Source organism: Nostoc sp. PCC 7107 (genome assembly GCF_000316625.1).
Taxonomy (GTDB): domain Bacteria; phylum Cyanobacteriota; class Cyanobacteriia; order Cyanobacteriales; family Nostocaceae; genus Nostoc_B.
This window is the reverse complement of record NC_019676.1, coordinates 6,004,240-6,025,895: the sequence shown is the minus strand read 5'-3', so window position 1 is coordinate 6,025,895 and position 21,656 is coordinate 6,004,240. Positions and strand designations below refer to the sequence as shown.

At 41.8% G+C, this 21,656-nt stretch carries 22 protein-coding genes; 9 read left to right on the top strand and 13 right to left on the bottom strand.

Translation table 11 applies throughout. The features are described from left to right. Positions 1 to 37 precede the first annotated feature (37 nt). Complete coding sequence (locus tag NOS7107_RS25735) at positions 38 to 709, top strand: glycoside hydrolase family protein (RefSeq protein ID WP_044500358.1); 672 nt, start codon at positions 38 to 40, stop codon at positions 707 to 709. A gap of 40 nt (positions 710 to 749) precedes the next feature. On the opposite strand, the gene menH is transcribed toward NOS7107_RS25735, so the two are convergent. After that, positions 750 to 1,571, bottom strand: coding sequence for a 2-succinyl-6-hydroxy-2,4-cyclohexadiene-1-carboxylate synthase (gene menH, locus NOS7107_RS25730; RefSeq protein WP_015115869.1), 822 nt, complete (start codon positions 1,569 to 1,571; stop codon positions 750 to 752). 111 nt (positions 1,572 to 1,682) lie between these two features. On the opposite strand from menH, the gene NOS7107_RS25725 reads away from it, so the two are divergent. Then, a complete protein-coding gene (locus NOS7107_RS25725; RefSeq protein ID WP_253274486.1) occupies positions 1,683 to 2,195 on the top strand; it encodes a dihydrofolate reductase family protein in 513 nt (170 codons plus the stop codon). Positions 2,196 to 2,229: 34 nt separating this feature from the next. Here NOS7107_RS25725 and NOS7107_RS25720 read toward each other — a convergent pair whose 3' ends face one another. The 8 genes from NOS7107_RS25720 to ndhL all read right to left on the bottom strand — a co-directional run bounded on the left by NOS7107_RS25720 (position 2,230) and on the right by ndhL (position 7,294). Beyond that, positions 2,230 to 2,682: a DUF3592 domain-containing protein gene (locus NOS7107_RS25720; RefSeq protein WP_015115867.1), complete on the bottom strand. Its 453-nt coding sequence runs from the start codon at positions 2,680 to 2,682 to the stop codon at positions 2,230 to 2,232. 68 nt (positions 2,683 to 2,750) lie between these two features. Continuing rightward, on the bottom strand, positions 2,751 to 3,719 hold the full coding sequence (locus tag NOS7107_RS25715; RefSeq protein WP_015115866.1) for a glutathione S-transferase family protein: 969 nt from the start codon (positions 3,717 to 3,719) through the stop codon (positions 2,751 to 2,753). Positions 3,720 to 3,957: 238 nt separating this feature from the next. After that, positions 3,958 to 4,101 carry an extradiol ring-cleavage dioxygenase class III protein subunit B gene (locus tag NOS7107_RS28850; RefSeq protein ID WP_015115865.1) on the bottom strand — a complete coding sequence of 48 codons (144 nt, stop codon included), beginning with the start codon at positions 4,099 to 4,101 and terminating at the stop codon, positions 3,958 to 3,960. A gap of 52 nt (positions 4,102 to 4,153) precedes the next feature. After that, complete coding sequence (locus tag NOS7107_RS25710; RefSeq protein WP_015115864.1) at positions 4,154 to 4,609, bottom strand: MarR family winged helix-turn-helix transcriptional regulator; 456 nt, start codon at positions 4,607 to 4,609, stop codon at positions 4,154 to 4,156. A gap of 110 nt (positions 4,610 to 4,719) precedes the next feature. Further along, the gene (locus NOS7107_RS25705) at positions 4,720 to 5,361 is read right to left on the bottom strand and encodes a cell division protein ZapB (RefSeq protein WP_015115863.1); all 642 of its coding nucleotides are present in this window, start codon (positions 5,359 to 5,361) and stop codon (positions 4,720 to 4,722) included. A gap of 279 nt (positions 5,362 to 5,640) precedes the next feature. After that, positions 5,641 to 6,450 carry a tryptophan synthase subunit alpha gene (gene trpA / locus NOS7107_RS25700; protein WP_015115862.1) on the bottom strand — a complete coding sequence of 270 codons (810 nt, stop codon included), beginning with the start codon at positions 6,448 to 6,450 and terminating at the stop codon, positions 5,641 to 5,643. A gap of 292 nt (positions 6,451 to 6,742) precedes the next feature. Continuing rightward, positions 6,743 to 7,057, bottom strand: a complete 315-nt coding sequence (locus tag NOS7107_RS25695; protein ID WP_015115861.1) for a DUF3007 family protein — start codon at positions 7,055 to 7,057, stop codon at positions 6,743 to 6,745. A gap of 24 nt (positions 7,058 to 7,081) precedes the next feature. Next, on the bottom strand, positions 7,082 to 7,294 hold the full coding sequence (ndhL, locus tag NOS7107_RS28215; protein WP_015115860.1) for an NAD(P)H-quinone oxidoreductase subunit L: 213 nt from the start codon (positions 7,292 to 7,294) through the stop codon (positions 7,082 to 7,084). A gap of 848 nt (positions 7,295 to 8,142) precedes the next feature. Between ndhL and NOS7107_RS25690 the strand changes: the two genes are divergently transcribed. Beyond that, on the top strand, positions 8,143 to 8,403 hold the full coding sequence (locus NOS7107_RS25690) for a hypothetical protein (protein WP_157374153.1): 261 nt from the start codon (positions 8,143 to 8,145) through the stop codon (positions 8,401 to 8,403). Between the two features lie 44 nt (positions 8,404 to 8,447). Next, on the top strand, positions 8,448 to 8,600 hold the full coding sequence (locus tag NOS7107_RS28845; protein ID WP_157374151.1) for a hypothetical protein: 153 nt from the start codon (positions 8,448 to 8,450) through the stop codon (positions 8,598 to 8,600). A gap of 207 nt (positions 8,601 to 8,807) precedes the next feature. Here NOS7107_RS28845 and NOS7107_RS25685 read toward each other — a convergent pair whose 3' ends face one another. Beyond that, a complete protein-coding gene (locus tag NOS7107_RS25685; protein ID WP_253274485.1) occupies positions 8,808 to 9,839 on the bottom strand; it encodes an AraC family transcriptional regulator in 1,032 nt (343 codons plus the stop codon). Between the two features lie 218 nt (positions 9,840 to 10,057). Beyond that, on the bottom strand, positions 10,058 to 10,291 hold the full coding sequence (locus NOS7107_RS29200; protein WP_216594419.1) for a hypothetical protein: 234 nt from the start codon (positions 10,289 to 10,291) through the stop codon (positions 10,058 to 10,060). Positions 10,292 to 10,424: 133 nt separating this feature from the next. Between NOS7107_RS29200 and NOS7107_RS29570 the strand changes: the two genes are divergently transcribed. The 5 genes from NOS7107_RS29570 to NOS7107_RS25660 all read left to right on the top strand — a co-directional run bounded on the left by NOS7107_RS29570 (position 10,425) and on the right by NOS7107_RS25660 (position 14,311). Then, positions 10,425 to 10,658, top strand: a complete 234-nt coding sequence (locus tag NOS7107_RS29570) for a cupin domain-containing protein (RefSeq protein ID WP_301281006.1) — start codon at positions 10,425 to 10,427, stop codon at positions 10,656 to 10,658. A gap of 113 nt (positions 10,659 to 10,771) precedes the next feature. Next, a complete protein-coding gene (locus NOS7107_RS25675) occupies positions 10,772 to 11,185 on the top strand; it encodes a cyclophilin-like fold protein (RefSeq protein ID WP_172641471.1) in 414 nt (137 codons plus the stop codon). An 80-nt stretch (positions 11,186 to 11,265) separates the two neighbouring features. Beyond that, on the top strand, positions 11,266 to 12,357 hold the full coding sequence (locus tag NOS7107_RS25670; protein WP_015115857.1) for an alpha/beta hydrolase: 1,092 nt from the start codon (positions 11,266 to 11,268) through the stop codon (positions 12,355 to 12,357). A gap of 8 nt (positions 12,358 to 12,365) precedes the next feature. After that, positions 12,366 to 12,650, top strand: a complete 285-nt coding sequence (locus NOS7107_RS25665) for a hypothetical protein (protein WP_172641470.1) — start codon at positions 12,366 to 12,368, stop codon at positions 12,648 to 12,650. A gap of 338 nt (positions 12,651 to 12,988) precedes the next feature. After that, positions 12,989 to 14,311 (top strand): hypothetical protein, encoded by a 1,323-nt coding sequence (locus NOS7107_RS25660; RefSeq protein WP_015115856.1) that lies wholly within the window; start codon positions 12,989 to 12,991, stop codon positions 14,309 to 14,311. A 47-nt stretch (positions 14,312 to 14,358) separates the two neighbouring features. Here NOS7107_RS25660 and NOS7107_RS25655 read toward each other — a convergent pair whose 3' ends face one another. Together NOS7107_RS25655 and NOS7107_RS25650 are read right to left on the bottom strand one after the other, a co-directional pair. Then, on the bottom strand, positions 14,359 to 15,030 hold the full coding sequence (locus NOS7107_RS25655) for a cadmium resistance transporter (RefSeq protein WP_015115855.1): 672 nt from the start codon (positions 15,028 to 15,030) through the stop codon (positions 14,359 to 14,361). A gap of 436 nt (positions 15,031 to 15,466) precedes the next feature. Further along, complete coding sequence (locus tag NOS7107_RS25650; RefSeq protein WP_015115854.1) at positions 15,467 to 21,319, bottom strand: translocation/assembly module TamB domain-containing protein; 5,853 nt, start codon at positions 21,317 to 21,319, stop codon at positions 15,467 to 15,469. Between the last annotated feature and the right edge of the window lie 337 nt (positions 21,320 to 21,656).

The window sequence follows — 21,656 nt, the reverse complement described above, 5'->3', positions numbered from 1 at the left end:
TCTGAAACGTTTTGAACTTAAAGGCGTTGAAAAATTAATCGGCCCGATCGCAGCGCTGCTGGCTTTTGTATGCTTATTGCAGTGGTATCTCTTTGGAGATTTGCGATCGCCTTCCGATCCCGTCTTTAATGATAATCAACCACCCCTAGTCATGAAAGGCGGCGACCCTTATATTCGCGCCTTAATGCGAACCATTTCCGCCAGCGAAGCTAATGGGAACCGTCCTTACTCTCTGCTATATGGCGGACAACAAGTAACAGACCTCAGTCGCCACCCAGAAATCTGCGTCACCATTGTTACCGGGCCAAACACAGGTAATTGTTCCACAGCTGCGGGGAGATATCAAATTATAAATACTACTTGGCATAATATTGCACCACGTTATCACCCCAATCCTATGAGGATGGTGTTTTGGACTGCTTATAGTTTTGAGCCTGAATTTCAAGATACGGTAGTTTATCGTTGGTTGAACGATACCCAAGTTTGGGGAGTGGATATTCCTAAACTGCTGCGTCAAGGCAAAATCATTGAAGTGTTACGGCGTTTATCTCCCACTTGGACAAGTTTAGGGTATGGAATAGAAACTAATTCTATCAGTAGTTCTTTACCTCAGATTTATCAAAAAATGTTAAAGGAAGAGTTAACCGCAACCAATCAACCAGTATCTTCTGTAATACCAAATCCAGTGCTTACACCTCAGAAGAAGTAGAAAGTAAATACATCAATAACCATTGTAATCATCCGAATTTTCAAGTTTTTGGTGAAACAGTGAAAAAGTCTTGAATATTATGCACAAAGTCGTTAGTACTTTCTAAGTGAATATTGTGAGCAGAATTACTAACTATTTTTACATAAGCCAGTGTATTTATTTCAGCCATATCTGTATTTATAATTAAAAATTTATCATCATTTTCACCTACTAGAAAAAGCAAAGGTACTGTATTATCTTGCAGTTTTTTCCATAAAGAAGCCTGACTTCCAGTTCCCATACATCTTAGTGATTTAGCTAACTCAAGCGGTTGATTTTGTAACCTATTATCTAACATCCTGGCAAATTCGGGATGATTTTTGATATCACCAAAAATTGGCTGATTGTACCAATTCAATAAAAACTCTCGAAATTCATTTTTAGAAACACATCTTGATAGCTTTCTTGCTATTTGTTCATCTTTTGTTATCCGTTCTAATCGTTCTTGTTCTGTAGCCAACCCTGGAGAAGCTGATTCTAATACAACCTTGTAAAAACGTTCAGGAAAATGCAATGTGAGATATAAAGCTAATCTTCCACCCATTGAATAACCCACTAAAAAGCATTGAGGAATATTTAATTTATCTAATAAGTTAATTACTGCTTGAGCAGTTTGTTCAATTGTATAGTATTTATCGTCACCTAAAACTTGAGTTTTTCCATGTCCAGGAAGGTCAAGGGTGAGATAAGAAAATTCTGTACCTAGGAGTTTTATAACTTCATCAAATTCATCTAACTGACCAAGAAAACCATGTAGAAAAAGAATATATGGTTTGTTTTTATATTGAATTAGATTATAGTAAAAATGATAATTTTCTGACATATTTTAGTTTTCAAAACTAAATGATAATTTTCTGTAAAGTCAGAATAAGCTAATGTATGATATCTAATCAAGAGCTTCTCAACTTATAGCGAGTTTATGCGAAAGATTAGTTTGTTTATTGCTTCTAGCATTGATGGATATATTGCTAGAGAATCAGGAGAAATAGATTGGCTATTTACAGATCAAGACTATGGTTACACTGAGTTTATTGCTGATGTTGATACATTAATTATGGGTAACAAGACTTATCAGCAAGTATTAGGTTTTGATGAATATCCATATAGCAGCCAGGAAGTTTTTGTACTTTCCAAAACTCTTCAAGGTCAAGCAGAAAATAACGCTACATTTGTGAATGGTGATTGGCAAAATTTTATGACAAATTTGCGTCAATCAAGTGGAGGCGTTATTTGGCTAGTTGGAGGCGCACAGACAATCAAGTTTTTCTTAAAACATGGTTTAATTGACGAAATGATTTTATCAATTCACCCAATTATTTTAGGCAATGGTATACCGTTAATTACTAAGGACTCAAGTTTAGAAACAAAACTTGAATTGAAAGATGTGAAAACTTATAATTCAGGGTTGGTACAAGTTACTTACGATATAAAAAGAAAAGTAAATTAATAATTACAAATATTAAATGCGATCGCGCACCGCATTATTTTCTAGGCAAGAACGAGTTGACTAATGGAATTCCCCCAATTACTACAAAAAGTGAACCCATACCAGTAAACATAGCAGGTAAAAACCATAAAGCGAACCAAGAGCTAATTACAGCAGATTCTGGTTCTTGAGGGTTGTAGAGAATTTCTACTTTTTGACCTTTAGTATATGCTGGAGGGTTGCTAACACTATTGGCTTCAAATTCTATTGGCTTACCAGAATTTGCAGTAAAGCTTATGACTGGATAATAAGCAGTAGAAGAACGTCCGTTACTGTCTCTAGATGTATGTCTCTCCAAATCAATTACAGTTCCTGATGCGGCGATAGACTTGCCAACAAAAGATCGCGTATTTATGCCAATTAGGATACCAGTAATCAAAAAAATGCTGCCAACACCAGCGAATATAGAACCAAATAAACGAAAAAATGTTACATCTTCATTCGTCATATATTTTTTCACAATTGGGCAGGTATTTGCCGTTGAGTACTCAAATTTTGATACATAAAAAAGATTATCTAGTTTTGGCGATTGCAGCGATTATAAGGTAAATCAAAATTAATAATGGGGCCTAGTGGCACAATTCCATTAGGATTCAATTCTGGTAAACCTACATAATAAAGTTGTTTAATATGACTGATATTACACCATTGTTTGACACCAGGAAATTGATATAACTCTCGGCAATAATTCCACAGATTAGGATGCTCAATTAATCGCTTGATATTACACTTAAATAAACCATAATATACTAGGTCAAATCGGAATAGAGTGGTAAATAAACACCAATCTGCTAAAGTAATTTCTTCACCGCAGAGATATGGTTGTTTACCTAAAACTTTTTCCCAATATTCTAGTGCAAGAAATAATTCTTTGAGTGCTTGTTCATAAGCAGTTTGTGATGTTGCAAAACCAGTACGATACACACCATTATTTATAGGTTGATAAATCGCATCAATAGTTTTATCAATTAAAGTTTGCAACGATTTGGGATAAAAATCTACCATCTTCTCAGCGAAGAAATTAAACTCTGTATTTAATAGGTGAATAATTTGGCGAGATTCATTATTGATAATAGTTTGTGTCTGTTTATCCCACAGTACCGGGACGGTGACTCGCCCAGTATAAGTTGGGTTTGCTTTGGTGTAAACTTGCCAAAGATAATCCGCTTGGTTGACTTTATCTCGAATACATCCTGGTTTATCAGAAAACTTCCAACCTTGGTCACTAATTACGGGGTCAACAATAGAAAGACCAATAACTTTTTCTAATCCTTTTAAAGCGCGTAATAAAACAGTGCGATGCGCCCAAGGACAACCCAAAGAAACATATAGATGATATCGGCCTGCTTCTGCCCTGAATCCACTGGCTCCATCTGCTGTAATCTTATGATGAAACTGCGTTGGCATTCTCTGAAACTCACCGTTTTCGTTGCGTTCTGTCCAGACGGTTGTCCACTGGCCGTTAACTAATCTACCTAATGCCATATTTTTTCCTATATTAATTAATTTGTCATCTAATCAAAAGCATCAGCTGCCATACTAAACACGCCGTAAGTATAGCTGCTATGAACATCATTTGCGCCCACAGCCACAAATAACGGTAGTAATTGTCGTCTGTGGGATCGGTTTCTAAAGGATAAGGAGCGAGTTGGCGATAGTGTAGCAAGTTTTTAACATCATTTTGCGCGATCGCCCATGCCAACCATTCATCAAATTTTGTTACCTATAGTGGTGGCTTGACATTCTGACTGGCGTTTGGCTGAGGAATTAACTGTGGAAACTGGCGCAGAAAATTTTGTATCGCACCAGATTTTACTAGTAAATCTGGTGCGCCATGAGAAATAAATACTGTTGGTAAATGAGTCATAAATTAGATTAATAATTTCTAATTAGTTTAATTCTAGTTAGAAATTATTCGGTCAAATAGACTGAAAAGCCAAATTCAAGCGACTGAGTAACACTCGCAATAGTTCTAATTCAGACTTTTCTATCCGCTCAAAGCGTTCTTTGAGATAAGCGATATGGGCGGGAAATATCACCTCAAACAAGACTTCCCCTTCATCGGTAAGTTTCACAATCACGCTACGGCGGTTGTCTGCGGGTACTTCTCGCTGGACTAAGTTTTTTTTCTCTAAGCGGTCTATCACGCCTGTCAGGGTTCCCTTGGTGATTAAAGTTTTCTCACCAATTTCTCCCATACACAGACCAGATGTATTACCAAGAGTTGCAATGACATCAAATTGTGCTGGTGTGAGGTCAAATTGTCGTATATGAGCTTCTGAATAGGCGGAAAATGATTGATAGGCTCGCGCTAATTCACGCATTGTCGGAATAAACGTTTCTTGAGCCGCGGTTTTGACTGAATAATCAGACATGGAGATATATATTTTAAACAGACTATTCTAACTAGAACATTAAGATAAAAATTAAGCATCAAGGCGAAGATTTCACCTTATGCTTGATCTAATTAACAAGTATTTCCTGACTAGTGCATTTCGTCGTATTCTGGTGCTTCAACGCGTCTAGCTTCTTGACGAGAAGGCGGGAGAAACTCAGCCCGACGCACAGGAACCAAAGGTGCTGTAGAACCACCTTGATAAGGATGAATTACCTGTACAGTCCGAGTCGGACGGTTACGAGGCCCAAATAAAGCCAAGACCCCAGCAACGACAATACCACCACCAACAGTCAGCGTCGCGCCTCCCACAGCCCAAACAATGGGGGATGTCCACCAAGCATTTTGAGGTTGTAACACTTCAGAAGCAACTTTTTGGCTATTTTGCTGTGCTAATAGCAACTGTTGAGCATTCTGATTATCAAATAGTCGTTGGTTTGCCCCTCTTAGCTGTTCATTATCGGTTTTTAAACGATTCAATTCAGCTTTTAACTGCTCAAATTCTGCCCTTAGCTCAGGGTTGGGTGCAGTGGGGGGCTGAGTAGTTGGATAAGGTTGTCCGTAGGTGGAAGGATATTGCACGGGTGGCTGTAGCTGGGGTGCAACTACAGTGGGTATTTGGGGGGTGACAGAGAAGTTAGGTTGTAAGGGATTATTTGTTCCCTTGAGCAAAACAAGAGCCGCCAGCCCAGCTACAGCGACTCCACCGATAAATGCCATACTCTCACTCATCGCCTTTGCCCCTTAACTGCGACGTAATCATTTGTGACTGACACACTCTCACACTCATAATCTTTTACTTACTCAACTTCACCTAAACACTTAAAGTATAAGCGGCAGTATCAGCTAGTTTTTTACAGCCTGCAATCTGCTGTTAATATTCAAGACCATAAATGTCAAATTGTCTACTAAACCAGGGTAAAAAAACTGCACTGTTATACATTCTTAATCTACTTTTTCTGAGGTGGCAAGAAAGTGATGGGTCAAGAGTCAATGGTCAATAATTATGCTTCATTCCCTACCCCCCTTTCCTAGTGCAGATTTGAGACTTTGGCAAAATTGACCGATCGCCTGAAGTCCTTCTTCTGGAGTACCTTCTGCCAAACGTTTGACAAAAGCACTACCAACAATTGCCGCATCTGCGCCCCAATCTTTGACTTGACGAGCTTGCTCAATTTGAGAAATTCCAAAACCCACCCCAATGGGCTTATCAGTAACATTACGAATTTGCTGGAGTAAATCTGATACTCGCACTTCCATTTGCGATCGCATCCCCGTCACACCAGTCACACTAACTAAATAGATAAATCCTTGGGAAGCACGAGCGATCGCTTCAATTCTATCCCTAGAGCTAGTAGGTGCTACCAATAAAGTTAAATCAATCCCCATCTCACCAGCAGGTTTGAGCAACCCAGCGGCTTCTTCTAGGGGTAAATCCGGTACTACCAACCCGGCGACACCCGCTGCGGCTATTTGCTGGAGAAACTTTTCAATTCCGCGGTGGAGAATTGGGTTGTAATAAGTAAACAAAATAATTGGCGCTTGCAAACTGGGGGTAATTCCTTGCAGCATTTCTAGAACTGCTTCTAACTTCGTTCCCTTTTGTAAAGCGCGAGTAGCAGCCGCCTGAATGACTGGCCCATCGGCTAAAGGATCAGAATAGGGAACACCCAGTTCAATGATGTCAGCACCACTGCGATCGAGAATTTGCAAAGCAGAGGCGGTGGTGGCTAAATCTGGATCACCAGCAGTAATAAACGGAATCAGAGCGCACTCTTGATTCCGTTTTAAGGTTTCAAAGCGATCGGAAATGGCGGTCATTAGTCAAAAATCAAAAGTCAAGGGTCAGTAGTCAAAAGAATTTACAAGAAACTAGAAAACAGGTCATCCTTATAAAAGTTGATATCTCTTACTCCTAGAATTGAGAACAGAAAGTATTTTCCTGTTCCCTGTTTCCCCTTCGGGGTTCGTCAGTCGCTCATGGGGGAAACCCCCTACAGCCCTTTGGGCATCCTACGGCGGGCGTTAGCCTCTCCCTTTGGGAGAAGACCGCGCTGACTCACCTGTTCCCTTCTTCCATGACTATTGACTATTGACTCATAAAATGATCACTTTACACCTGAGATTGCTTTTCTTGTTCAATTTCAGCTTGAATTTTCGCTAGTTCTTCCGGCGTAAGTTCATCCAGGCGCTTTTGGAAAAACGCTTGTTCATAATCTTCCCGTTGTTGATGGTAGGTCATATTGTTATTCACAGCGCGGTAAACATAGGTGCTTACCCAACCAATCAAGCCAATTACCACTAGGACAGCCTGGCTCCATATCCCAGCTTGTTGACTATCTACGCCAACTAGCTGTAATCCCACATAAGCCAAGCCACCAGCAATAAAAATACTTAAACCAATTACAAGAGCGTCGATGCGTCGCATGAGAGTTATGACCTACCAATCTCGTTAGACTTCTATTTTGCGCGGTTGTGGTCGCAGATTCACAAACGGCGACAGAACCAATAAACCGGGAAAGAAGAAGAAAACCAAAAAGTACATAATAGTACGCTCAATAGAGGTAGCCACATACCACCGCTGCTTAAGGTAAAACATCACAGCCACAGGGATGACTAATAAATAGGCTCCAGCCAAAATCAGATACAGCAGGGCGACGATCATAGGTTTTTTCTCTTTGTAGACAAGGCCATTCGGTGCATCTGTTTCTCATCATAGGCTGAACCCGTAGCTTGAGGAAAGTCCGATTAATCATACTGTGCAAAAATTCCGCAGTTTTACCTGGACAAAACTCAGGATGGTGCTACAATAGCAAAGCCAGTATCTAATCAGTGTACTTGTCACACCAAGATTAAAGATAATTGTCAGAAGTAAAAGATTGCTAAAAAAATTGGCGATCGCTCAAAATAGACAAATTTCTGAAATCTAGTTGCACAAAATGCACATTAGTGGTGGAATAGATGAGGAGGTGTTTGCTGCCTCCAAAAAACAAGTGCCTCCTAAGTAAACTTGGGGGTGTGGCGGAATGGCAGACGCTACGGACTTAGAAAACTGAGCCTTGAGGAAGAAATTCTTCAAGTGGAAGCTCTCAAACTCAGGGAAACCTAAATCTGGTTTCAGACAAGGCAATCCTGAGCCAAGCCCAAAAATTTTAGATTTTAAATTTTAGATTTTAGATTGCACTTCAGTCCAAAATTCAAAATCCAAAATCCAAAATTAAAGGGAAGGTGCAGAGACTCGACGGGAGCTACCCTAACGTCAAGGCGAGGGTAAAGAGAGAGTCCAATTCTCAAAACCGGAAGGTAGTAGTGAAAGCTGCAAGAGAATGAAAATCCGTTGACCTTAAACGGTCGTGAGGGTTCAAGTCCCTCCACCCCCACTAAAAAATAAAGTTAAACACAGCCTGCTTGGTATCCCTAAGCAGGCTTAACTGTATACATACAATTTTAAAATTAATGGCAGGATGGCGATCGCCCTTAATTTACTTAATTTAACCGATAGAGCAAAGGGATTTGCGTGACTTGATTCGCCATCGGACAAATTTCATTCGTGAGCGAGCAACGTTAGTCAATCGAGTCCAAAAGGTGTTAGAAGGGGCGAATATCAAACTAGCGGCAGTGGTATCAGATGTCATGGGAGTATCAGCAAGAATGATACTGGATGCTATTGTCAAGGGAGAAACTAACCCACAACTGATGGCTGAACTGGCATCCAAGCGTTTAAAAGACAAACGCGAGCAACTCATACAAGCCCTGGATGGAAAAGTGCGATAATCGCTGTTGCACATTCGATTTGAAAAATCGCCTACTACTTAATTTTGCGTCAGGAGACTTATCAAGATTTAGGAGGTGATTATTTCGATAAACAAAAGCCAGAGGCGACAAAAAAACGTTTAGTTAAACGTTTGCAAAAACTAGGATATGAAGTTTCACTGACTCAGCTAGAAACTGCGTCGCCAACGCTTGCCTGATTGAAATAACCTGTCTTTACTTGAGTTCGGATTGTCAAACACAGTCTGTACCGTCATTTTTTCTGCTTAATTTCAGCGCAAAGTATTTTCAAGTCAGAACTGTGCAAATAAACCGAACTATGTAACAAAAAGTAAAGTTATCTAAAACTCTCTTCCCTCCTGCCTTGTCATAACGACAATTTTTAACATCGACCTACTTAAGATCATTCATATTGAACTAGCAGTCTCCCTAACAACTTCTCGCAACCGTTCCACATCGCGCATCGGTGGCGCACCAAAGAGCCGCTTGTACTCCCGGTTGAAGTACGAAGCATCGTCATACCCCACCCGGTAGGCAGCACTGGTAGCATCAAGGTTTTCGCCCAACATCAGACGGCGAGCCTCCTGAAGTCGCAGTTGTTTCTGGAACTGCAAGGGACTCATTGCCGTGACCGATTTGAAGTGGTGGTGAAAGCCTGACACACTCATACCTAACTCTCGGGCGATGTCTTCAATCTTGATCGGCTGGTTGAAGTCTTTCCGTAGTCGATCGACGGCAAGAGCGATGTAGTGCGTGTAGCCACCCAAAACAGCAATCTGACGCAGCCGAGTACCTTGCTCTCCCATCAGGAGTCGGTAGATAATCTCCCGCTTGATCAAGGGTACAAGCACATGTGCTTCAACCGGGGAATCGAGCAGTCTGACAAGCCGCACCACAGCATCTAACAGGTCTGTATTCAATGGACTAACATCGATCGCTTTGACACTAGCACCCCTTTGGGCTGAAGGATAGCCTGCCTCAACCATGACTGAACCAACCAGGGTAGGGTCGAGATCGAGACGAAGACCCAGGTAAGGTTTTTCCTGGGTTGCTTCTAGAATTCGGCTAGCAATCGGCAGTTCGACCGTCCCCAGCAAATAATGCATTGGGTCATACTGATAGCGATCGCTGCCTAGAAGGACTTCTTTGCTGCCCTGAGCAATCACACAAAAGGCAGGAATAGAGACATTATGAAAGCATTCCGAAGGGGAAGAGTAACGGTTGAAGTGCAATCCAGAAAGTGGCTTGATCGCTCCATCAGTACGAATCGCTTGAGCAATTCGCTCCGTTAGTTCCTCTCGGTTGGCTTGCGCTCGGTCTGCCTCGCGAAGAGTCTGAAGGTCATTCATCAAGGCTCTACCGGACTTTTCACTCGTTCTTACAACGTTCATTTCTAATACCGATTTAAACAAACTTTTGGATACATCAAGCTTCGACAAGGGTTTGGTATACCAGCCCTTTATAAAAATCTAGCGTGACTTGATCTGAAACGAGTGTAAGTTTGCAGGATTGTACAACTATCTTAGACTATCGTTCTATTGCTTGCCTTTCAGGATTCATAGAATGAAGTTAAAGCAATGAAAAGTGATTCTGGCTTTTGGTAAGCGTCTGGACTTTTATCCAAGAGAAAACTCAGGTTTGTTTGGTCAAGTGCTTCTCAGAATTGCACAAGAAGCATCATCCCACCCAATCCACTGTAGGCATCGCTCACTGTAGGAAAGCGTTGCCTGACTAAGCACAAGAATGGAGGAACAGAAATGAAACGTCTCACGATGCCTATGGCATTTTCCTTATTGGCTTTGGGTTTTGCCCAGGCAGGGCATACACAAGTCTCATCTGGCGATCGCTTACAGAAAGTGGAGATTACGCGGAACGGTTTGCAGCCTTCCACTGAAGGATCTGCCGACTATTTCACGGGTTCTGTCCGCATCAATCCTCTTTTTCCAGCACACGATCCATCACGCACATCTGGCGCAAGTGTCACCTTCGAGCCAGGTGCCCGAACCGCATGACACACGCATCCTCTGGGGCAAACCCTCATTGTCACGGATGGAATTGGCTGTGTTCAGCAGTGGGGCGGTCAAATTCAGGAAATTAGATCTGGTGATGTCGTATGGATTCCACCCGGTGTAAAACACTGGCACGGAGCTACAGCCACTACAGCCATGACTCATACTGCCATTCACGAGGCGCTCAACGGCAGCCCTGTGGACTGGATGGAACAGGTCAGCGACGAGCAGTATGAGGGGAGATCCTGATGCTTTTGAAATACCTTCCTGCTAGAGGGAAAAACGGTCAGAAGCGAATGCTAATTTTGCTCCTCGCTTTAGCAATGTCCCTGAGTTCTTCAGCCTGTCGTGCCGATACCAGGATGACTAACAATGCCCCGTCAGAGACACCGACTAAACTATCAACCGAGCAGGCAAACAGCATGAAGATCAACATCAGGATCAGAAACGAAGTTGTGACAGCGACGTTGATTGATAGCAAAACTACTCAGGATTTTATTTCCCTGCTGCCATTAACGCTGACGTTGAAAGACTACGCAAACACCGAAAAAGTTAGTGATTTGCCAAGACGATTATCGACAGAAGATGCACCTCCGGGCAGCGATCCTGCGGTTGGAGATATCGCGTATTACGCTCCCTGGGGAAATTTGGCGATGTATTACAACGATTTTGGCTACTCAAACGGACTCGTCATCCTCGGAAAAATTGACGGTGACATCGAGGCATTGACTGTGCCGGGTTCTGTAGAAGTAATGATCGAGTTGCGATCGCAATAAAGCGGATACAGCAAGAAAGCGGCTTACAACGATTTAACTGAAGTAAACCCGTTAGATAAATCTACATCTACGAAGAAATTATGAAATACCGTATTTTAATACCAACTCTCTTGATAAGTGCGATCTGTACAACGGCAGCATTCGCGCTAGACAAAACACAAGTCTCGCGTAAAATTCCCCAAGCACCCGTACAACAGTCTGCTGTGGTCAAGGGGGCGGACAACTTCTATAAGAGCGATAAAGTAACTATGCAAAAGATTACGTTCAAAAATCAATACAACATGCAGGTTGCCGGGAATCTCTTCATTCCCAAAGCCTTGAGTCAGAACGCTAAGAATCCCGCAATCATTGTTGGACATCCAATGGGTGCAGTCAAAGAACAAAGCGCAAACCTGTATGCCCAAAAACTGGCTGAACAAGGGTTCGTCACCTTGTCCCTTGATTTGTCATTCTGGGGCGAAAGCGAGGGGCAGCCCCGCAACGTTGTTTCGCCGGATATTTATGCCGAGGATTTCAGTGCTGCGGTCGATTTTCTGGGTACCAGGCCATTCGTTGACAGGGCGCGGATTGGCGTTATTGGGATTTGCGGTAGCGGGAGCTTTGCCATCAGCGCCGCCAAACTTGACCCGCGCCTGAAGGCCATTGCAACGGTCAGTATGTACGATATGGGTACAGCCAACCGTAACGGATTGAGAAATTCTACGACCCTTGAACAGAGAAAGAAAGCGATCGCAGAGGCAGCTGAACAACGCTATGCAGAATTCACGGGCGGGGAGACCAAATACACAAGCGGAACTGTGCATGAACTGAATGAGAACTCCACCGCTATTGAGCTTGAATTTTATGACTTCTACCGCACTCCCAGGGGCGAATACACCCCCCAAGGTTCATCGCCGAAACGGACAACGCACCCGACACTTACCAGCAACATCAAATTCATGAACTTCTACCCGTTCAATGACATTGAGACGATTTCGCCTCGTCCTATGCTGTTCATCACGGGTGACAACGCGCATTCTAGGGAGTTCAGCGAAGATGCCTATAAACGTGCAGCCGAGCCAAAGGATCTCTACATCGTTCCGAACGCGGGACATGTCGATTTGTATGACCGGGTAAATCTGATCCCGTGGGACAAGCTCGCATCCTTTTTCAACCAGCATCTCAGTCCGTAAGCGAGCAATTGCCAACTGATGCTCTGTCCGTGGGTTTATGTGGCGCTCTTGCTGCCACACGACCGGGTGTTGAACCCATCGCGGCGGTGCAAGAGATGGCCCAAGGTAGTGCAGAGTCAGTACTTGAGTGTGTGGGCAGTGAGTCTGCAATGGCGATCGGGTATGTCGGTGTGCTGCATGGTAGCGGCCATAATTTCAATCTGGGTCTGCTGCCACCCCATACCCCTAGACCCACGGCAACTCATTTAAGAAAGGTTACTCTCTTAAAAGCTATCGTCAGCTTTTTTGGATGAGAGTGCTGGTGGCGATCGCACTTAATTTAAACGAGCTATAAAATTAACTGCCCTCTCCTACACCTAAAAGCCCTATATCCAGTTCCGGTATTTCACCTTTTCTTTGTAAAATTTCAGTCTTTACCCTTGATTCGTCATCTTGCTGCTTCAGCCTTGTTTCCGTAATTCCCCCGAAAAATTTAGTTTTTTCAATTGAATCTTGAAGAAAATTTAAGTAAATTCATCAAAACTCATTCAAAAAATTACTTTATCTTTGAAAACTTGATTGATACTGGTGGCTGACAAAGTTAATCTAATAAATAATAGATTCATACACTTCATTGGTCTTGAGAACTTCCATGACCACTCATAGCTTATTTACGGATTTAGAAGAGCCAAATTTTATTAAAACCCATCTTCAGCCATTAAATCTCCAACTTGGGCAAGAAAAAGTATATGGCTTCTTCATGGAAATTGTTAATCAAAAGCCACCAGAAGAGGTATTGCAAGAATTTAAAAGATTATTTTTCGATTTTCTCGAATCAGGAAGTTTAAATACTGTACCCATCATTCGTAAACTCCTGTTAGCTAATAACGAACAGGAATTTCGCAATACTATCAAACGCTGCTGCTATATCATCGTCAATAACTGGGCATCTAAAAGAGAACATGAATATATTCAACAATTAATTAACTTATTGATTAATTATGATATAAGCTGCAAAAAAAGTAGTTATACCAGTTTGCATATTTATAAAAGCTGGCTAGAAAATTTTGTTAAAAGTGACGATTATCAAGAATTAAAATTATTTGCCAACAAACATGATCATAAAAGCAAAGTCCATTGGGCTAATCGTTATGCAGCTTATTTATTAGTTGCTCAATCTCTTGATGCTAATAACCCCAAAGAGCAACAAGAAGCAGCCCAGCAACTTTCTCAGCAAATGAAAGACACCTTTAAGTTTGAATTAGCAATGTATATTGCTCGTTCTCAGTCTGCTGCTTCTAGTAATACACGCTATGTAAATCCTAGTATTTTGGGCGATAATGTTTTGCGTCTAATAAAAATGATTATCGTTAAAAAAGGTGCGTTTAGTTATGAAAATTTAGCCCATATATTTATTAAACAAACTCAGGGTCAAACCTTTAAAGAATTTAAAGAAAGTGTACGTAAGTACTTGTTTTTTTCTGTTAAAAACCTAGCTTTTGTCAAAACTTTAAATCGCCAGCTAACAGAAAATTTATCTAACTGGAAACCAGAGTGTGATGAAGAAATTTTAGATAAAAACTTGTTTCTGAGAAGCTGTAATCGTCTGATTGATTGTCTGACAACCGAAAATGGTCGAGAGCCTTCACAGCTATTTACTTTATTGCTATCTCAAGGTCATCCATTAACCTTGGTGATTATATTACTCAAAATTATCTTAATTTGTCAAAATTCCCGCAGCCATCTAGAAATTAGAATTGCACATTTAATTCGCTATTACGAAAAATTACCCCAAGATGAATGTAAATGGGTGATTCATTTTCTGGAAATATTTAATATAACTTTTGCCATCTACGCTGAAAATATTGAATATAACTTGATTAAAGTTCAGAAAAATCGGCATAATTCCCAGGGAAAATCACAGATGGAAGCTTATCATGTTTTTTCACAATTAAGGGAAAACATTTATAAATAAAGCAGTGAAAGTGCTTTTGATTCAGCACTTTGCTATATTTGCTAAATTTAGTGAGAAAACATAGCGATCGCTGAGAAAAGCTGATATGATTCGCTCTTAATGAGAATCGAACATCCCAAGTAGATTAATACTAACGGAAAGACTTTGCGACCATAGCGAGTCAGCATAGGAGCTAACAGAGGATTACGCGTTAAATTGTAAGATAGAAAACACCATATTCCCACAGTTAGATAGCAAACACAGAGAATTACGCCCAAACTTGGGAGATTACTACTAGCAAACAGTGGTACATAAATTCCAATGTTATTCCCGCCATTTGCAATGGTGACAGCAGAAACACGGTAAGTTTGACGGTCGCGTAAAGTCGCCCATAGGGATTTTTTTGGGCGCTTGGTTGTAGAAGCCGAAAAATCAACCGATACAGTTTGTACTGCTTCTTCCGCTTGTTCTCGCGTTAATAGATGATTAATCCCAATGGCTATAGGTAAAAAACCTAGCAAGCCAATCCAAGCTGTGGGTAAAATTAAACCACCTAAAAAACCAGGAAGACTAGCAAATACTAGTACAGTAAACCCTAAAAATTCACCAATAATAATATTTTGTGGACGAAAATGACGATTAACTTTACCAAAAAAAGCTGTCAAATATAAATTGTCATCAAAAGTAGTGGCAAAAGCAGCAGAGATGCCAATAATTATCGTACTAGTTAGCCAATTCATGATTGTTGCGTAAGGTAATGTAAATCTCCAACATCTGGAGAATGGATTGTGTTGTTTTAGCTAGGTACCTTAGCCACTTATGTCATAAATATTAGAGCTAACAACTCAATAGGAGCAAATATTCTTGTTTGTTAAATCGATAAAAAAATATTATGAACTTTTAAATGAAACATAGCATCTACAAAGCTTGTAATCCTTTTAACTATTACCTTTCACTGATATAAATTGAGAAAATTGCCTGTCTTATAGCGATTTCCGGTTAAGTGAGTTACAAAACTAATGTTTTTGAACGCAGAGAGAAGTTGCCAGGAGGGTTTCCCTCCAAGCAAACTTCGGTGGAGTTGCCTAATTTTATTAGCAATGTATTTAGTATTTCAGCAGATGAGGAAATGCTATGTAGTTATGGATAGTGGGGCAAAATATCCGCTATTTTTATCTAAAACCGTGTCTGATATTCAATAACTGCCCGACTGTCATCTTCTAAATTAGTAGAAGCACGCACCCGTAGTTCATCGTTAATACGGTAATTTATCCCCCATTGAAAAGGGTCATTGGCAGTTAAAATTTTAATGCTGGAAATAGAAAACTTCGTGGAAATATCAACACCAGCTTCTGCGGCTAATTCTAATGTAGAACTGTTTCTACCAGCTTCGGGATTGTCAGAAATCACAGTTGGAAATATGCGAAACTCACTTAAGCCAAAAGCATTAGCAATTTGATTAAACGTTGTCTGAAAGTTATTAAATACAGCTGAACCAGCAATATTAATTAAGCCTAATGTGCTATCAGCACGCCCTTGAGTATCGACAAATCCCCCACCCAACAACGCAACAATTTCGTTTTGACTGCGTGAAGGACTGCTGGTGAGTTCGAGATTTTCGTTGAGTTTACTAGCAGGCCCTTGGACTCTCGCTTCAACTCGCACACTTTCTAAAGAACCTAATCCACCTGTGCTACTGCTTCTAGAGAACTCGGAAATTTGAACTGCATCAAGTACCTTAGCAAATAACTGCACATCTAAGATAGGATCACGCGGTTGGTCAGCCCTAAATGTCGCTGTATTTTTATAGCCGCGAGCCAAGTTAAACTGAGTGGTGAATAAATTCACTCCACCCTTTTGTAGCCGGATTGTACCATCGGGTATGGGAGCGCTTAAAGCACCATTGACTGTCAGATTACCTGTAGCTAGAAAACTGAGAATCGGGGGACGGGTAATTTGGATGTTGTTACCTAATGTTAATTGCAGATTATTTAATCTGGCTGTATTGGGATTATTTCTCGCCTCAGTTTTATCTTGCTTGTTGGCTTTGACTGCATCGCTAGTTGCAGATTGATTAGTGTTGGTTGATTCTGCTAATAAAACCTGACCATCATATAAACGAATTTGACCGCCAATCAGTGGGTTTAAGGCTGAACCAATAATTTGTAAATTGCCACTAGCGCCGCCTTTATATAATCCTTTGAGATTTAAATTTAATTGCTCAAGATTGACAGTGAGGGGATTATTTGACGGTTCCTCATTATTAAATACAGGAAGTTCACCAGCCGCAACTACTTGACCTCGACTAAATCTACCTTGCAGACTTTCTACTACAATGCGGTCAAAATTGAAATTAATCTTACCTGTTACCCGTCTGATTTTACCGGGTAAAGCTTGGGCTACAAAAGTGGCATCTTTGACAGCGGCAATTCCTGTTAACTCTGGGCGCTGTCTAGTTCCACTTACTTTTAGGTCAATTTCCCCTTCACCTTTTTCAAAGGCTATCTGATCAGTTAGAAGATTTAACAGTGCCAATCCTTCATTCCTGACTTTCACATCTAAGCTAATTTCATTACTGGCGGGTGCAGTAGTAGCGAAGGGTAACTGATAGGGTATGCTGCCAGTAATGTTAACTGGTTCTGGCCCAGCCACAGAAACATTACTGCCAAAGTTTAAACGGCCATTGATATAACTAAAGCTGGCGGTAGCTGATTCTACAGGCTTTTGATTGAGGGTTCCATTGGTAATTTCTAATTCGCCTTGGGCTTGGGGATTGGAAATACCGCCTGCTAAAGCTGCTGAGGCGTTGAGATTACCTGTGATATCAACTGGGAGTTTGACAAAGTTATTAATTAAAGCGATGGGAAAATTAGTAACGCGCAACTGACCTGATTGGTCTTTACCGCCGATGTTTCCGGTAAAAGCTAAGAGACCACTGTCTAACTCCACACGTAGCGGGCGAAACTGCAACACACCATTTTCAAAGCTACCTTGGGCAATAATCTGTTTAGCATTGTAGAAGCGATCGCTTTCGCCTTCTTTCCCCCAGGTAAAGTTCTGTCCGTTAATATCAAACTGCACTGATAGTCCGTTGGCTGTTGCGGTATCTAAAGCCACTTCCCCGTTAAATGTTCCCTGTAAGTCTGCTAGTTCTGGTAAGTAATTAGAATCACGCCGTTGTTGTTGCTGTTGGGCTAATTCTGCATCAATTTCGTACAAGCGTCGCAGTTGATCGAATAAAGGTTGATTGGGTAAACCCCGTGAGTAGGTAGTTAAATCAGCGGCTGTACCATAAGCTGGTTCTGATATGCCTCGTTGAAAGTCTTGGATTTCAAATATCTGCGCTGCGGCTAAGACATCTTGGATTTTACCTTGGCTAACGTTGAGTTTGCCTTGGAGTTGTGGCCCTCTGGGAGTTTGCCCGAAACTACCCGCAAAAGCATAAATACTGCTACCTTTGATAAATTTGCTACTAGTGAGAGTAGCTTTGCCATTGGCATAGTTGAATTGTGCGGTTAACTGGTCGCCTTGGATGCGTCCGATTTTCGGTTGGGCGATCGCTAAATTGCCATCGGCAACAAATGTTTGGGGATTTACTTGCAAATCTCCACTAATTAACCCAGCTACCTTCCCAGTGCCTAAACGTAGGGCTGGTGGTACAGAAACATTTAAGATTTGTAAGGGGAAATTCTGCACATTCAGGGCGATATTATTGCCTTGAAATTGACCTTTAGCTACAGCATCTTGCCACTGTACTAAGAAGGATTGGGGGCGATTATTGCCATCTAAATTTAGGGCAATGCGATCGCGGTTGCCAATTAAATCTAAATTCAACCCGCGTCCTTGGACTGAATCAATACTACCTGTTAACAATGGCTCAAAAGCGATGTTCTGGACTACCAAGTCGCGTAAGGCAATTTTGCCGTTGACGTTGGGTAATGGTAACTTCCCTGTAACTCTACCGTTAAAATCTACTTTGCCTTTCACAGCTACCTGATTAGGCAAATTAATCGGTAACTGTTGCAAATTATAGTCTTGGGCTTGGACATTCAAATTTAGGGCGGTAATTTCTGGTATTCCGGCTTTGTTGGCGTTGGCGGCGATGTCACCAGTCACATTTAAACCAGGGGCGGTGAGTTGATTAATTGCTAGTTTCTCACCATTCCATGCGATCGCCGCTGTTAATGGTCGTTCTAAACCCGGCAAACCTTGGGATAACTGCACGTTACCAGAAGCATTCACATTCGCCAATGTGGCAGAACCCAACGCCCCAGCTACTTGTAATCTTCCGCCCAATTGACCCCGCAATTGCTGATTCAACTTCGTTAATTGCACACCAGCTGCATCAACTACTGCTTGATAACGACCGTTATTCACTTGAATATTTGTGGCGGTAATTGTCCCCCCAGCAATATTCAACTTTCCTTGACCACTAGCTTGGATTGTTTGGGGTTGGAAGGATGTAACAGAACCAGCAACGTTTAATTGACCTGTTAATGCACCTTGAAATTGTGGCGGGACGGCGACCAATTTTTGCAACGGTACATTATTCGCTTGGATTTGCGTTTGATAACGACCGTTATTTACTTGAATATTGGCGGCGGTAATTGTCCCCCCAGCAATATTCAACTTTCCTTGACCACTGGCTTGAATAGTTTGCGGTTGAAAGGATGTCACCGAACCAGCAACATTTAATTGACCTGTTAAATCTCCTTGAAATTGCGGCGGGACTTTGGTCAAGCGTTGCACTGGCACATTGTTAGCTTGGAGTTGCGCTTGATAACGACCATCATTAACTTTGATATTTGCGGCGGTAATTGTCCCGCCGCCAACAGTTAACTTAGCTTGACCGCTGGCTTGAATATTTTGCGGCTTGAAGGATTCCACCGAACCAGCTACATTAAACTGACCAGCTAATCTACCGCGCAGTTGTTGTGTATTGGGTGTAAGTTGCTGCAACGCCAGATTATTGGCGACCAACTGCGCTTGATAAATTCCATTGGCCAGTTGAATGTTTGTAGCTGTAACTGTACCACCTGCAACACTGAGATTAGCTTTACCAGTACCACTAATAGTTTTCAAGCTGAGGTTATCTCGATTCCCCGCGATTTGGAATGTCCCAGCCAAGCGCCCTTGCAAAGCCGGGGGAGCTTGTTTGAGAATACGTCCTAAGTTGATATTATTGGCAACTAATTGCGCGGCAAAGTTTTGGTTTTGGAGTTGGACACTGGCAATAGCGATCGCCCCACCCGCAATCTGCACGGCTGCGCCTTGAGTGCGAATTGAGGCAATTTGGAATGGCCCGCTAGTACCCGCTAAAATCAACCGCCCGTTAAATTCTGCCCCATCTAAGGAAATATTTTGCAGTTGATTTTTGTTAACAAAAGATTCTAACTGTACGCCATCACCTGTAACATCTGCTTGCCAACGTTCATTAGCATATCTGCCCACAGCCCGGACTACACCACGACCAACTCTCAGGGCAACATTTTGGAAATAGACGGTGCGATCGCTGGTGATAATAGCTTCACCTCTACCAGGGTATGTGGCTTGGGGTATTTGCCACTGTACAAAAGTTCTAGCGTTGTTGGGAGTACCTGTGACTTTGGCTATGGCGGCGACTTTACCAATTTGAAAAGTCTGGCTAGAACTATAGATTTTGGCGATCGCATCTCCACCAATATTCTTGGCGGTAAAATTCAAATTCAGTTGGGGCGTTTTCCCCAGAGCGATTTTACCTCCCCCGATGATTTCTCCACCAACAGTAGTCTCACCTTGAATATCTCTCAAAGTTAACAAGGCTGCATTCGGCGAAAATTCAAACTTACTCGTAATACTTTTAAAATTAACTTTATCAATCCGGGCAGTGTTAATTGTGGCTACAGCACCCGAAAGAATGGGGTTGGTGGCTTTGCCTGTGATTTGTAAGTCAGCTTTGAGTTGCCCAGCTACAGGTACAGGTAGTTTCAACTTGAGTGTGGTTTGAGCATTGGCAATACTCACTGTTTTAATCCGCCCGGTTAACTGATAGCCTACTTGACTATCAATAATGCCGTTAGCAACTAAGGGAATTTTGCCATAGTCGGTATTGAGATTATCGAGCCGTATTTCTGTACCTTTGAAGTAAATATCCCCTTCTGTATTGCTTAACAGTTGAGGTACGCGGGGAATTTGCAGTGTGACTTTTTGTAAATCTGCACTGCCATATAACAAAGGAGTTTGCTCTGGCGCTAGTTTAATTTGCAAGTCTCCATTGACTCTACCTGTTTGTAAGTTCAGCGGTAACTTCACCAAGTTAGTCACATTAGCGGCGAGTAAATCTTTTCCTTGCAACTGAAGATCAGCAACGAGAGTTTTTGTCAGCGCCTGTCCTTTAATGGCGACATTCCCACCAGTTTCTGCCAGTCCCGCCACATCAAACTTTACCAGTTGGTTATTTTCTACTAGTTGGGCAGAACCGTTAAGTTGGGCAAATGTTACAGGTGATGTGACTCTGCCAACACTTTGATGAGCTAGTAGTATTACCTTGCCATTGCGTAGCCGCAGATTATCTAAGTCAGTTTTAATTAATCCGCTTTTACCTGGTGGCGCAATGGTAGTGCTAACCCAACGTCCTTGCTTGTCTTGTTCAATGTAGACATCAGCATTAACTAAGGTGACATCCAGCTTGAGTTGACGATGAAAAACTAATTGCCACAGATTAAAACCTACTTCTACAGCCGCCACAGATGCTTTATCTGGGTCTGTAGGTGTGGCGGGAATTTCCGAAGCCCCAAAATTGACCCCTGTCAGTGAAAAATTGGTAACTTTCCCCAATTTCACCGGACGGTTAATGGTATTGGTCAGACTTTGTTCTGCTAACGGCGCTAACTCTTTTTGGACAAAACTTTGTAACCGCCAAATGCCCAAAATAATTCCTACTAACACGATTCCTAACAAGGGAATGCAGCCACGACTTAAAATCAACAACCACATCCGCACACGGGTGCGGTATTTAAATTGATTTTCTTGATGGCGAGAGTTAGTCATCTGGTTTCACTCTATACTTGCTGAACCTAGGGGAAACGTTACTGGCACTAACAGCATATTTTGTTCACTATGCCAAATCCCAGGAGCCAAACCAATCTTAGACCTGGAAATTTGCACAACCTTGGTCAACTCATGTTGTTCAGGGGAGTTGGGGGAATATTCAATTAAATTTTGTGCGATCGGGAAACTTTGATGAATCAATCAAATTCAAGGTGTGCGGGAATCTACATATCAAGGGAGTTGCAAAATGCCAACCAATCAAAATGATCTGACCCACAACCGATAATTCTATCTCAAGTCTTAATGTTTTTAAGTGACATATAATTCATTTAATTAA